Source organism: Microbulbifer agarilyticus, from assembly GCF_019800665.1.
Taxonomy (GTDB): Bacteria; Pseudomonadota; Gammaproteobacteria; order Pseudomonadales; family Cellvibrionaceae; genus Microbulbifer; species Microbulbifer agarilyticus_C.
Map to the genome: position 1 here is coordinate 95,831 of NZ_JAHVKO010000007.1, position 13,523 is coordinate 109,353.

Here is a 13,523-nt window from a genome sequence, read left to right on the forward strand (position 1 = left end):
AAGTGACCGTTTCTACAATCCATTATTTATCTCATTGAGGAGATTCTCATGGCTGTATTAGTAGGCAAGCCCGCTCCGGATTTCACCGCGGCTGCAGTACTGGGCAACGGCGAAATCGTTGACGAGTTCAACCTGGCAGAAACCATCAAGGGTAAGAAAGCGGTTATCTTCTTTTACCCGCTGGACTTCACCTTCGTATGCCCGTCCGAGCTGATCGCCTTTGACCACCGCTTTGAAGAGTTCAAAAAGCGCGGTGTTGAGGTAATCGGTGTTTCCATCGATTCCCAGTTCTCTCACAACGCATGGCGTAACACCGATATCAACGACGGTGGTATCGGTCAGGTTAAATACGCGCTGGTTGCTGACGTTAAGCACGAAATCTGCCAGGCATACGACGTTGAAGCTGACGCTGGCGTTGCTTTCCGTGGTTCTTTCCTGATCGACGAAGAAGGTGTTGTTCGTCACCAGGTAGTAAACGACCTGCCGCTGGGCCGTAACGTAGACGAAATGCTGCGTATGGTTGACGCTCTGGCGTTCCACCAGGAGCACGGCGAAGTATGTCCTGCTGGCTGGCAGGAAGGCGATAAAGGTATGGACGCGTCTCCGTCTGGCGTTGCTGCCTACCTGAGCGAGAACTCTGACAAGCTGTAAGTCATTGTTCGCGCGGGGAGGGACATGTACCCCTCCCGGTAAAAAAACCGCCGTCAGGCGGTTTTTTTATGCCCGTTGTTCCCGTGAAGCCCATAAAGGTGGAAAAAACGCTAACATGTGCGCTTGTTCCACTTTGATTAACGGTACCCGGCTTCTGCGGAATGAGCGGTCAATCGGGTCATTCTTGGTGTGAAGAATCTTTGACTGAATGTTTCTGGTTAAAGAATTTTTTAGCGGGCTGCTAGTCTTAGTACGAGTACCCCCACAAATTTTGGGGCCAATCACTTGCTAGGTCGATATGGCCGGGTAGCGAGCAATCGCTGCGGATTGCAGTACGGCACATGGTGTAATTCAGGTGTATCAGGGCATTTTTCACAGAATCTTGAGCGGCGCGCGGGGCCTGTGGCTTTCGCTGGTTGCCGTATTGATGCTGGCGACGCCTGCCGGGTATGCGCTTGCCGAGCCCGGGCGGGTGGCAAAGTCCGCTGCCGCCTCGTCGAAAAGTGTTGAGGCCAGTGCGCGGGAGTTCGATCGCTATTTCCGCCAATTGATGAAGAAGAGCGGGATCCCCGGTGGCGCCTACGTGATTGTGGATCACGACAAGATTGTGGCAATGGATACCTATGGGGTTCGAGTCAAAGGTAAGAACCAGCAGGTCACTTTGAACACGGTTTTCCGGCTCGCCTCGGTGTCCAAGACCTTCGCCGGCAGTATGGCCGCGCTTCTCGAGCATGAGAACAAGTTCAATTGGGGCGATAAGGTGGTGCGCTATGTGCCGGAGCTCCGTTTCAAAACCCCGGCGCTATCCATGCAGTTGCAGGTGCAGCACCTGCTGAGTCATTCCTCGGGCTTGACCCCAAACGCCTACGACAACTATCTGGAGGACAACCGTCCTCTGTCGAAAATTCTGCCTATGTTTTCCACCATCGATCCGCACTGTGCCCCGGGCAAGTGCTACGGCTACCAGAATGTGCTGTTCAGCCTGATCGAGGATGTAATTCACAAGGCGACCGGTGTGCCCTACGGCCGGCAGCTGAAGCAGCGGTTCTTTGTCCCCCTGAAGATGGAAGATGCCTCCCTGGGCTGGGAAAGCTTTATGGCGGCCAGTAATCGTGCCGCCCCCCATGTCCAGACCGGCAAAGGGTGGCGCCCGGTGAAGGTGGAAAAGGAGTATTACCTGGCGGCGCCCGCAGCGGGGGTAAATGCCAGCATCAGCGATATGGGGCAGTGGCTTAAGGCGCAGTTGGGCGCTTACCCGGATGTCTTGCCGCCCGAGGTCATCGCCGATCTCACTACCGAGCGGGTAGAGACCCGTCGCCACCTGCGCCACCGCATCTGGCGTGACTATATTGATCACGCGGGTTACGGATTGGGCTGGCGCCTATATACCGTGGGCGACGATCGAATCGTATTCCATGGTGGCTGGGTCGCCGGTTTCCGCGCCGCCATTGCCTATTCGGAACAGCGCAAGGTTGGCATCGTCATCCTGATGAACGCGGAATCCCGGGTAATCTCGGATCTCACCGCCAATTTCATTGCCGATATCACCGGCCACGGCAAGCTGATGCAGGCGGCTGCAGCAGCGTCGAAAAATTAATCAGTTGGCGCCTGGCTAACGTTTCTCGCTGCGGGTGTTCAGGTAACGCTTGAATTGCCCGCATCCGTCCCAATATTGCTCCCCTTGACGACGATTTGTCTGTAGTTGAATTGAACAAGGGGAGAACCGTTCCATGACTGTTGCGGCGCATAAAGAGAGCCACGGTTTCCAGACAGAAGCCAAGCAGTTACTGCACCTGATGATCCACTCGCTGTACTCCAACAAGGAGATCTTCCTGCGCGAGCTGGTTTCCAATGCCTCCGATGCCGCGGACAAGCTGCGTTTTGAGGCCCTCTCCACCCCTTCATTGCTGGCGGAAGACCCGGACCTGCGTATCCGTATCGAGTTCGATAAAGACGCCGGCACCCTGACCATCTCCGATAACGGCATTGGCATGAGCCGCGATGAGGTGATTGAGAACCTGGGTACCATCGCGCGCTCCGGTACTGCCAACTTTATGCAGAACCTGACCGGTGACCAGAAGAAGGATGCACACCTGATCGGTCAGTTCGGTGTGGGCTTCTATTCCGCGTTTATCGTGGCCGACAAGGTGGATGTCTTCACCCGCCGCGCCGGCGCCGATGCCAGCCAGGGCGTGCACTGGGAGTGTAGCGGCGAGGCCGAGTACTCGGTGGAGAACGTCGAGTGGCCGGATCGCGGTACCCGCGTGGTACTGCACCTGAAAGACGATGCCAAAGAATTTGCCGATGGCTGGCGTCTGCGCTCCATCATCAAGAAATACTCCGATCACATCGCTATTCCGGTAGAGATGCTGAAGGAAGAGGCACCTGCCGCAGAGGGTGAAGAGCAGGAAGACAAGGCGCCGGAATTTGAAGCGGTGAACGCCGCCCAGGCCCTGTGGACCCGTCCGCGCTCCGAGGTGAAGTCCGAGGAGTACAAGGAATTCTACAAGCATATTTCCCACGACTTCGACGACCCGCTCACCTGGAGCCACAACCGTGTGGAAGGCAAGCTGGATTACACTAGCCTGCTGTATATCCCTGCGCGCGCGCCCTTCGACCTGTACCAGCGCGATGCCGCTCGCGGCCTGAAGCTGTACGTACAACGCACCTTCATCATGGATGACGCCGAGCAGTTCCTGCCTTTGTACCTGCGTTTCGTAAAAGGTGTGCTGGACTCCAACGACCTGCCGCTGAACGTATCCCGTGAGATCCTGCAGAAGGACCAGAACACCGATGCGATCAAGAGCGCGCTGACCAAGCGCGTACTCGACATGCTGGACAAACTGTCGAAAAAAGACGCCGACGAGTACCAGAAGTTCTGGGATCTGTTTGGTTCGGTGATGAAGGAAGGGCCGGCGGAAGACTTCTCCAATAAAGAGAAGATCGCCAAACTGCTGCGCTTCTCCACTACCCACACCGATGACCCCAAACAGGATCAGTCGCTGGAAGACTATGTGGGTCGCATGCAGGATGGTCAGAAGAATATCTACTACGTATGTGCGGATAATTTCGCCACTGCCAAGTCTTCCCCTTATCTGGAAGTCTTCCGCAAGAAGGGCATCGAGGTACTGCTGCTGACCGACCAGGTGGATGAGTGGTTCGTTGGCCATATGCAGGAGTTTGATGGCAAGCCGTTCCAGGATGTGGCCAAAGGCGCGCTGGATCTGGGCGAAGCCGAGAATGAAGACGACAAGGCCGAGCGCGAGAAGGCCGAGAAAGACGCCGGTGCGCTGGTTGAACGCGTCAAGGATGTGCTGAAAGAGCGCGTGGAAGATGTGCGCGCGACTACGCGCCTAGTGGATTCTCCGGCATGTCTGGTGGCCAGTGACAATGATATGGGCCTGCAGATGCGCCGTATCCTCGAGCAGGCCGGCCAGGCGTTGCCAGATGCCAAGCCGGTATTTGAGGTGAATCCGAACCATCCGCTGGTGCAGCGCCTGGACCAGGAGCAGGATGAGGATCGCTTTGCGGACCTCACCAATATCCTGATGGATCAGGCTAATCTGGCCGCGGGTAACCAGCTGGCGGACCCGGCTGATTATGTGCGTCGCCTGAACACGCTGCTGCTGGAGCTCAACCGCTAACAGGCGCTTGATCGTTCTTGCCAAAAGGCCGACGGGGTGCTCCCCGCCGGCCTTTTTTGTGCGTGTCTTGTCCCTGCCGTCGCCAAGTTCCATGCCTCGCTCTAGCCGGATGATCGATCCTGTGCCGCCGGCCTGGGCTATATTTTTTGTGTTGGTTTTTTGCACGATTTGGCGGCGAATGGGCGGCATCTGTCGGCGAACTTGGCAAAACTGCTTAAAACCCCAAATGGCCATTGGGTGCTGGCACCCGGCTCCGTATAATCCCCCGCTATATAGCAAAAACTACAGAGCGTTATGACCCAGACAGACGTATCCTCGAACGCCCCGGAATCCCGTTTGCCAATCGCTATTCTCGGTGGTGGCAGCTTTGGCACGGCGGTGGCCAATATTGTGGCCGGTAATGGCCATGACACCCGACAGTGGATGCGTGACCCGGAGCGCGCCGCCGCCTGCACGGCCGAGCGCGAAAACCAAAGGTATCTGCCGGGCGTGGCACTGCACCCGGACCTGCAGATCACTGCCGACCTGGAACAGGCGGTGCGCGGCTGCCAGATCGTGTTTGTCGCCATCCCCAGTAAATCCTTCCGCGAAGTCGTACACCGTGCAGCACCGATGCTCGACTCGGGCACCATGCTGATTTCCCTGACCAAAGGGGTGGAGCACGACAGCTTCCACCTGATGAGCGATATCCTGAAAGAGGAAGCCGAGGGTATGCGCGTGGGGGTGCTGAGTGGCCCCAACTTCGCCAAGGAGATTGTCGCCGGCCATTACACCGCCACGGTGATTGCCAGCGAAGATGAGACGCTGTGCGCGACCATCCAAAAAGTACTGCACTCGGAAACCTTCCGCGTCTATTCCAGTAATGACGTGTTTGGTGTGGAACTGGCCGGGGCACTGAAGAATATCTATGCCATTGTCACCGGTATGGCCGTGGCCCTGGGGCGTGGACAAAATACCACCAGCTTGCTGATCACCCGCGCACTGGCAGAAATGATGCGCTTCGCCGAGGCGGTTGGCGCCGACCCGATGACCTTTATTGGGCTCGCCGGAGTGGGCGACCTGATTCTCACCTGCTCCTCGGACCTGAGCCGCAACTACCGTGTGGGATACCTGGTGGGCAAAGGTAAAAAGCTGGATGAGGCGGTTACCGAGATCGGCCAGGTGGCAGAAGGGGTCAACACCGTTCGTCTCATTAAGGCCAAAGCCGACGAATTAGGGGTATACATGCCCTTGGTTTCTGCAATTCACGCCATATTATTTGAAGGTACCCCGATTCCTACGGTGATCCGTGAGCTGATGTCCGGGGCGCAAACCTTTGATGTGGCCTATTCGGCCAAATCCTGATTTACCTATTTTGAATTGGGGGCGGTGAATGAATAACGAACAACTGAAGCAGAATTTGACTTCTGCGGACCACTGGACGCGCCTGTTGTTTATGGTGCTGTTTGTGATACTGCTGGAAATTGCCGGTGTGGTGATGCTGGCGACCATCGTATTGCAGTTCCTGTTTGCCATTGTTTCCGGCGGCCCGAACGAAAATCTGCGTCGTATGGGTGAGCAGATTGCCTCGTATATCTACCAGACGCTGCAATTCCTGATTTACAACACGGAAGAAAAGCCGTTTCCGTTTTCCGAGTGGCCGCAGTCCTGATCTGCGGCCCAGATAGAAATCCGGGCTATATTGAGGGTTCTCGAACCGCTGAGCCCGGAAAAAGCGGAACCTCAACCGCTGAATCTTGTGCCGGCCGTGGCCGGCTTATCCCATTTCTGGTGCCCAACAAAGGACTGGTGATCGCCAAATGAGTAATGAAGAACTGAAACAAAACCTCACCTCCACCAATCAGTGGTTGCGCCTGATCTATATGGTGCTGTTCGCGGTACTGTTGGAAATAGCCGGCTTTGTCATGCTGGCCGTGGTGATCGCCCAATTCCTGTTTGCCATTGTCAGCGGCAAAGCCAATGACAACCTGCGTCGCCTCGGTGACCAGATTTCTTCCTATATCTACCAGACCCTGCAATTCCTGATCTACAACACGGAAGAGAAACCGTTTCCCTTCTCGGAGTGGCCGGAGTCCGAGGAAGAAGATCTCTCTACCTATGAAAGTGCCGAAGAAATCGATGGCGAGGTAATTTCGGTGGCAGACGCGGACACAGAGAGTGAAGAGACCTCTGCTGACGCTGACGAGAAAACCGCCACCGCCACTGCGGCAAAACCGAAGAAACCGAAAGCACGCGCTAAAGCCGCAGCATCGTCACAAGACGACGTGGCAGAGGCCGACGAGCCGGTGATCCAGCTGGGGGCTGACAGCGATTCAGCAGCCGACACCGCTGCCAAAGACGCCGAGAGCGCGCATCGCAAGGAAGACAGCGCCGACGAAAAGTAGGACTCCGTATACGGTGTACTCACCGGAAATAATTGGGAGAAGGTAGTGCTGTTGTTTGTTATGCGCCACGGTCGCGCTGAACCCTTTAGTAAAAGTGACGAAACCCGCGCCCTCACCGAGGACGGTCGCGAACAGGTCGCGGCGGTGTGCAAGGAGCGCGCCTCGGAACTCGCGCAGGTAAAGACCATTTGGGCGAGTCCCTTCGTGCGTACCCGCCAGACTGCGAAGATTGTTGCGGACACCTTTGATTTGCCGGTGGAGATCAACGAGGTGTTGACCGGTGATACCCCGGCTCAGGCGGTGCTGGATGCGCTGGCAGAAGTGGATGAGAAAGACTATCCGGTGTTGCTGGTCAGCCACCAACCGCTGGTGGGCACCCTGGTTAACCGGCTCTGCGGTAGTGCGGAAGAACTCCCCATGGGCACTTCGAGTCTCGCCTGTCTGTCAGCGGATGTCTGGGCCTGGGACTGTGCGGAACTTGAGTGGTTGCAGCACAAACCCTGATGCCGGTTTCTTCATCCAAGCCCCTAATCCAGCCCCTTAATACAAGCAATCGGTCATAACTCGTGAACCCTGCTGCCATTGTGATGGTGGCGGCGGGCTGTCAGCATGGCGCATTCGATAGCTGGTTTTGGTTTTTTATGAGCGCCTTATCCTCCCAAATTACCCCCGACTTTACCCCGCCCAAAGAAATTGTCCTGGACGTGCAGGGCAATGCCATTGCCGCCCGGCAGTGGGGGAACCCGGCGGGTGTACCTGTGTTGGCGTTGCACGGCTGGCTGGATAACTGCGCCAGCTTTGACGCCATGGCGCCTTTTCTACACAGCCTCAATCTTGTCGCCATTGATCTCGCTGGGCACGGTCAGAGTTACCACCGTCACCAAGATGCGAACTACACCATCTGGACCGAAATTGAGGACGTAATGGCGACTGCCGATGCGTTGGGCTGGGAGAAGTTCTCCATGCTGGCCCATTCCCGCGGAGCGGTAATCGGTACCATTGCGGCGGCCACTTTTCCCGAGCGGGTACGGCGCCTGGCGCTGATTGACGGCCTGGTGCCGCCGCCGACAACGGATGAGGAAGCCCCGGACACCCTGCGCAAAGGCATCGAGCAGCGCGCGCGTTATCGTGACCGAAAGAGTCGGGTATTTGAGTCCATTGATGTTGCGGTACATGCGCGCAAGAACGGCCTGTTCAAGTTGAGCGACGAAGCGGCGCGTGCGCTGGTGGAGCGCGGTATCCGCCCGTGCGAGGGCGGCTATACCTGGAGTAATGACCCGCAGTTAATGGCTGCTTCGGTAGCCAAGCTCAACGAGCCGCAAGTACGCGCCTTTCTTGCGCGCGCCACCATGCCAATCCGACTGGCGCTGGGGAAAGAGGGGATTCAGGGAATGCTTGAGCGTATTCGGCCACTGGCAGAACAGGTGCCGAGCATTGAGCTGCGCGAGTTTGCCGGTGGCCACCACCTGCATATGGAGGGCAGTGGGGAAGAGATCGCCCACTGGTTCGAGCCATTTCTTCGCGGCGAAGACCCGCGCAGAGCGTAGTCGGTAGGGTGACTGCCTTGGCTCGATCGACTGGTTGAGCTAGGTTGGACTAGAAAGGCACGCGCTTGGAGTAGCTCGCCTTTTGCATGTCCCGCACTTCCACGGAAATTTCCGGAACCTCGGGTGCCGCTTCGCATAGATAGTTGAAGATGGCGGCGCTCAGGGCTTCTTTCTGTTCGCTGGTACGCCCCTCAAGGATGCGCACTTCCGCGTGAATAAACAGGTTGCTGGAGCCTTCGTGGCTTTTCCCCAGGACAAATTCACGGTAGGGGATGGCGCGGGTTTTGATTGCGCCGGCGTTGAAGAGCCCGGTGTCATTCATGGCCTGCTGACCGTTGCTGACCAGTGCGGGAATGGAAATGCTGTCTTCCAGTTTTTGCGAATATTCAATCACTAGATGCGGCATTGCCGGGCTCTCCTCTTTATCTGAACCGTCATATCTGAACCGTCTAATTCGTCTGCGAATCGACGGCTCTGAAAATTAACGAATCAACGACAGAAATTCGTTGCGGGTGGCCTGCTCACTGCGGAAAGAGCCGAGCATGGCGGAAGTTTTCATCACCGAATTCTGTTTTTCCACACCGCGCATCATCATGCACATGTGCTTGGCTTCAACGATAACGCCAACGCCTGCAGCGCCGGTTACCTGGCGCACGGTTTCCGCAATTTGCACGGTCAGCTGTTCCTGAATCTGCAAACGGCGGGCAAACATGTCTACAATGCGCGCCACTTTAGACAGGCCGAGCACCTTGCCATCTGGAATGTACGCTACGTGCGCTTTGCCGATAAACGGCAGTAAGTGGTGTTCGCACAGAGAGTAGAGCTCAATGTCTTTCACCAGCACCATTTCGCTGCAGTCTGAAGGGAAGAGCGCGTCGTTGACGATCTCCTCTACGGTCTGCTGATAGCCCTGAGTAAGATATTGCATGGCTTTGGCAGCGCGTTTGGGGGTGTCGAGCAGCCCCGGGCGCTGCAGATCTTCGCCAATGGCTTCAATGATGTGTGCGTAATGTTCTTTCATCAATATGCTTCCAACGTCTCGCCCGAATCGCCTTGATACGCAAAAAGTCGGGCGTTCGATCACCGGTTTGCCGGTGGGGTAGTCTCTCCGAAGGCTGACTCCGGAGGCTGACTCTGGAGACCTTGGGGTGCGCTACCCTAAGCCTTTGTCACACGGTAGTAAAGCGCGAAACATAGAGGAATATCGCTAATGATAGAGAAACGGGAGTCCGATTTGCATGAATTGCAGACGGTGCTGGACTTTATCCGCTGGGGCGCCAGTCGCTTCAATGAGTCAGAGCTGTGGTTTGGCCACGGAACTGACAATGCCTGGGATGAAGCTGTCCTGTTGGTCACGCACGCCCTGCACCTGCCGGTGGATAGCAAGCCGGAAATCCTGTCTGCGCGCCTGACCATGAAAGAGCGGCAGCAGGTGATGGCGGTACTGGAGAAGCGCGCCAATGCCCGCGTGCCCGCGCCCTACCTGACCAATGAGGCCTGGTTCTGTGATCTGCCGTTTTACGTGGACGAGCGCGTTCTGGTGCCCCGCTCGCCGATTGGCGAGCTGATTCGCCAACGCTTCGAACCCTGGTTGCAGCAGGAACCGCTGGCGATACTCGATTTGTGTTGTGGCAGTGGCTGCATCGGGATCGCCTGCGCGGATACCTTTCCCGGCGCACGAGTGGATCTGAGTGATATTTCGCAGGACGCCATCGATGTGGCGCAGATCAATATCAACCGCCACCAGCTGAATGATGAAGTGCGCGCGGTGCAGTCGGACCTGTTTGCCGGGTTGAAGGGCTGCAGTTATGACCTGATCGTAAGCAACCCGCCGTATGTGGATGCGCGGGACCTGGCAGAAATGCCGGCGGAGTACCACGCTGAACCCGGTCTGGCGCTGGGCTCCGGCGACGATGGCCTGGATTTTACCCGGCGCCTGCTACTAGAGGCCCCGGACTACCTGCAACCAGAGGGCATTCTGGTGTGTGAAGTAGGCAACAGCTGGGAGGCGCTGGAAGCGGCGTATCCGCGCGTGCCATTCTTCTGGCCGGAACTGGAAGACGGTGGCCATGGGGTATTTGTGCTGACGCGGGAAGATCTGCTGGCGTGCCGGGAGATGTTCGAAGAGGGCGCGGCGGAGTAAGGCTGCTAGCAGCCTAATTGCAGTACTGGAAAGCGCCGCGTCACAGATTCCTCTATAATGCGCGGCTTCCATCGAATAAATCACTGGGGTAGGGAATTCCGGGTATGTCGGGCAATACATTTGGCAAGCTGTTCTGTGTCACCACTTTTGGCGAGAGTCACGGCCCCGCGCTGGGCTGCATAGTGGATGGCTGCCCTCCGGGACTGGAGATCAGTGCGGAAGAAATTCAGCTGGAGCTGGACCGCCGCAAGCCTGGCACTTCCCGTTACACCACCCAGCGCCGCGAAGCGGACCAGGTGAAAATCCTCTCCGGCGTGTTTGAGGGCAAGACCACCGGTACGCCGATTGGGCTGCTGATCGAAAATACCGACCAGCGCTCCAAGGACTACGCCAATATTTCCGAGCAAATTCGCCCGGCCCATGCCGATTACACCTACTGGGCCAAGTTTGGTCTGCGCGACTACCGCGGTGGTGGTCGCTCTTCCGCGCGCGAAACCGCCATGCGAGTGGCCGCGGGCGCAATCGCCAAAAAGTGGCTGAAGCAGCAGTTCGGCATTGAGGTGCGCGGTTACCTGTCGCAGCTTGGGCCGATCAAGGTGGACAAGCTCGATTGGTCACAGGTGAACGAAAACCCGTTCTTCTGCCCAGATGCCGACAAGGTGCCGGAGATGGAAGAGTACATGCAGGCGTTGATCAAGGAGGGCAACTCCATTGGTGCGCGCATCTCTGTACATGCCAGCGGCGTACCCGCGGGCCTTGGTGAGCCGATTTTTGATCGCCTGGATGCGGATCTGGCCCATGCGCTGATGAGTATCAATGCCGTCAAAGGCGTCGAGATTGGAGCCGGTTTTGCATCGGTGGAGCAAAAGGGTACCGAGCACCGGGACGAAATTACCGAGGACGGTTTCCAATCCAATCATGCCGGCGGTGTGTTGGGGGGAATCTCCAGTGGTCAGGAGTTGATCGCGCACATTGCGTTGAAGCCGACTTCCAGCCTGCGCATCCCGGGCAAGAGCCTGGACATCAACGGCAATCCCATCGAGGTGGTCACCAAAGGTCGTCACGATCCCTGTGTTGGTATTCGCGCAACGCCCATTGCGGAAGCGATGATGGCGCTGGTACTGGTGGATCATGTACTGCGTCAGCGCGCTCAGAATGGCGATGTGAAGTTTGATCTAACGATTCCGGCAGGTGAGTCTGCCTGATCAAACCCGGATCGAATAAATAAAAAAGGCGGAGCGCCGAAAGCGCTCCGCCTTTTTTGTGCCTGCCTGTTAATGCCGGTTTGTCAGGAATTACAGGTGCAGGTTCAGGCCGATGTAAGGGCCTTTGATTTCCAGGTCGCTCTGGAAAGCGTCCAGTTCCTGCACATCCAGGCTCATCACACGGTAGCCGGCTTCGATGGCGAAATCGATGGCGGGAACGAAGTCCCAGCGCACCTTGGCGGTGATGTCGCTGTGGCTGTCGCCTTTGTAACTGGTGCCGTTACCCTGGGCGATGATGGACCAGCCGGTAAACGGCAGGTCGAAACGGGCAACACCGTAAACCATCGGCAGCACGCCAGACAGTTCGATGTTTTCAGACAGCCCGTCGGTGGCTACGGTCAGCTCGCCGCTGTACTGGCGCGCGGTCAGACCCAGGTCCAGGTTTACCCAGTTGTCGAGGATCTCGTAGTACAGGGTGGCATCGGTGTGGGTCAGGTTGATGTCGGAGGTGACGTCAGAGCCAATGGTAAAGGTTTCGTCGGCGAAGGTGACATCTTCGCTCAGCATGGCCATGCCGCTGGTTTCGATCTTGCTGTGCGCGAGCAGAACATTCGGAATCACCGGGATTGGGTGTTCCAGCGCAACCTGCAGGAAGGTGGCGTTGTCTTCCGCCAGGGAAAACTCATCCACGTTGTAGCTGTCCACACCAACTGCGCCGGTGTAAGAGGGTTTCCAGGCACCGGCGGTGGCATCAAAACCGAGGATGGTGTCGGCGCTGGCGCCGGCAGAAGCCAGTGCGGCGCACAGGGCCAGGGTGATTTTTTTCATTTTTTAGTCGCTCCCGTTGAATTCTGCGGCAGATTCTACAGGGTTTTTATGAAATTTCCCTGAAAGCGACGCTGCGCGCGTGCAGTTTGCCGCGGTTTTGCGGGCTACTTGGCGTTCTTGGTCGGCGCTTATGGGGCCAGAGGTGCCGATTTAGGTCGATCAGAGCCCGCGGGCCTCCTTTACCAGCAGCTGCTGCAATGCATTGGCGGCGTTGCTCAGGGTGCGGTTGCGGTGGTAGATGATGCCCAAATTGCGCTGGATAGTGAGCTGCGGCATGGGCAGTTCTGCCAGGCTACTGTCCACCAGAGTTTTGGGCAGCACGCTCCAGCCGAGACCGACACCGGCCATCATCTTGATCGTCTCGAGAAAATTGGTGGCCAGTTTGGCGGTGAGCTTGAGTCCGTGCGCGTCGAACTCTCTTTTGATCAGGCGTCCGGTGTAGGTGTTCATATCCGGGAGGATCGCCGGGTACTGGGCCAGCGCCGGCAGGTTCAGCTCGGACATCTGTGCCAGCGGGTGATCGGGGGCTGCCACCACCACGCAGGGGTCGGGCCAGATAATTTGCGCGTTGAGGCTCGGGTAGTCCTTGAGCGCCAGGGTCACCACCGCCAATTCATACTCGCCCGCCATCAGGGCCTCATAGGCTTGCTCCGAATCGACAAAATCAATATCCAGGGCGACGTCCGGGTAGCGGTTGCTGAAGTCGCGCAGTACCGGCGGCAGGTGGTGCAGGCCGACATGGTGGCTGGTGGCGATACGCAGGCTGCCACCGATGGTTTCCCCCAGGCTGCGCAGCTCGCGCTCGGCATCACTTACCTCGTTGAGAATATGGCGCGCGCGTGGCAGCAGGGCACGGCCGGCATTGGTGAGTTGCAATTTGCGGCCGATGCGGTCGAACAGCGGCGCACCCAGCTGTTGTTCCAGCGAGGCTAGTCGTTTGCTCACGGCGGGCTGGGTCAGGTGCAGATGCTCTGCCGCTTCCGACACGGAGCCCTGTTCAGAGATGGCGAGAAAGGCTCTAAGCCACTGAATTTCCATAGGATCGGCACCATATTCCAAAAGCGAATGCGCCATATAATAAATATAAATTGATGTTATTCAATGCCCCTCGTAGACTCGAG

14 protein-coding genes are annotated in these 13,523 nt (G+C 57.3%); 10 read left to right on the forward strand and 4 right to left on the reverse strand.

Features of this window, described 5'->3' with window-relative positions; all coding sequences use genetic code 11:
* Window positions 1-48: 48 nt before the first annotated feature.
* The 8 genes from KUV22_RS15940 (at window position 49) to KUV22_RS15975 (ending at window position 8,226) form a co-directional block, all read left to right on the forward strand.
* Window positions 49-651, forward strand: a complete 603-nt coding sequence (locus KUV22_RS15940) for a peroxiredoxin (protein WP_077405119.1) — start codon at window positions 49-51, stop codon at window positions 649-651.
* Window positions 652-1,006: 355 nt separating this feature from the next.
* Window positions 1,007-2,248: a serine hydrolase domain-containing protein gene (locus KUV22_RS15945; protein WP_315856968.1), complete on the forward strand. Its 1,242-nt coding sequence runs from the start codon at window positions 1,007-1,009 to the stop codon at window positions 2,246-2,248.
* Between the two features lie 133 nt (window positions 2,249-2,381).
* Window positions 2,382-4,295, forward strand: a complete 1,914-nt coding sequence (htpG, locus tag KUV22_RS15950; RefSeq protein WP_222232750.1) for a molecular chaperone HtpG — start codon at window positions 2,382-2,384, stop codon at window positions 4,293-4,295.
* 294 nt (window positions 4,296-4,589) lie between these two features.
* On the forward strand, window positions 4,590-5,639 hold the full coding sequence (locus KUV22_RS15955) for an NAD(P)H-dependent glycerol-3-phosphate dehydrogenase (protein ID WP_222232752.1): 1,050 nt from the start codon (window positions 4,590-4,592) through the stop codon (window positions 5,637-5,639).
* Window positions 5,640-5,667: 28 nt separating this feature from the next.
* Entirely contained in the window at window positions 5,668-5,946 is a 279-nt protein-coding gene (locus KUV22_RS15960) for a DUF4389 domain-containing protein (protein WP_077405105.1), read from the forward strand.
* Window positions 5,947-6,094: 148 nt separating this feature from the next.
* Window positions 6,095-6,679, forward strand: coding sequence for a DUF4389 domain-containing protein (locus tag KUV22_RS15965; protein WP_222232754.1), 585 nt, complete (start codon window positions 6,095-6,097; stop codon window positions 6,677-6,679).
* A gap of 45 nt (window positions 6,680-6,724) precedes the next feature.
* Window positions 6,725-7,183, forward strand: a complete 459-nt coding sequence (gene sixA / locus KUV22_RS15970) for a phosphohistidine phosphatase SixA (protein ID WP_222232756.1) — start codon at window positions 6,725-6,727, stop codon at window positions 7,181-7,183.
* A gap of 137 nt (window positions 7,184-7,320) precedes the next feature.
* Entirely contained in the window at window positions 7,321-8,226 is a 906-nt protein-coding gene (locus KUV22_RS15975; RefSeq protein WP_261319629.1) for an alpha/beta fold hydrolase, read from the forward strand.
* A 49-nt stretch (window positions 8,227-8,275) separates the two neighbouring features.
* Here KUV22_RS15975 and KUV22_RS15980 read toward each other — a convergent pair whose 3' ends face one another.
* Entirely contained in the window at window positions 8,276-8,632 is a 357-nt protein-coding gene (locus KUV22_RS15980) for a 5-carboxymethyl-2-hydroxymuconate Delta-isomerase (protein ID WP_222232759.1), read from the reverse strand.
* A 75-nt stretch (window positions 8,633-8,707) separates the two neighbouring features.
* Window positions 8,708-9,247: a GTP cyclohydrolase I FolE gene (gene folE, locus KUV22_RS15985; RefSeq protein WP_222232761.1), complete on the reverse strand. Its 540-nt coding sequence runs from the start codon at window positions 9,245-9,247 to the stop codon at window positions 8,708-8,710.
* 189 nt (window positions 9,248-9,436) lie between these two features.
* Here folE and prmB point away from each other — a divergent pair, with 189 nt between their 5' ends.
* Window positions 9,437-10,369, forward strand: a complete 933-nt coding sequence (gene prmB, locus KUV22_RS15990; RefSeq protein WP_222232763.1) for a 50S ribosomal protein L3 N(5)-glutamine methyltransferase — start codon at window positions 9,437-9,439, stop codon at window positions 10,367-10,369.
* Window positions 10,370-10,473: 104 nt separating this feature from the next.
* Complete coding sequence (gene aroC / locus KUV22_RS15995; RefSeq protein ID WP_222232765.1) at window positions 10,474-11,574, forward strand: chorismate synthase; 1,101 nt, start codon at window positions 10,474-10,476, stop codon at window positions 11,572-11,574.
* 90 nt (window positions 11,575-11,664) lie between these two features.
* On the opposite strand, the gene KUV22_RS16000 is transcribed toward aroC, so the two are convergent.
* Together KUV22_RS16000 and KUV22_RS16005 are read right to left on the reverse strand one after the other, a co-directional pair.
* Window positions 11,665-12,402, reverse strand: coding sequence for a TIGR04219 family outer membrane beta-barrel protein (locus KUV22_RS16000; RefSeq protein WP_222232767.1), 738 nt, complete (start codon window positions 12,400-12,402; stop codon window positions 11,665-11,667).
* 159 nt (window positions 12,403-12,561) lie between these two features.
* Entirely contained in the window at window positions 12,562-13,440 is an 879-nt protein-coding gene (locus KUV22_RS16005) for a LysR family transcriptional regulator (RefSeq protein WP_222232769.1), read from the reverse strand.
* Window positions 13,441-13,523: the final 83 nt, after the last annotated feature.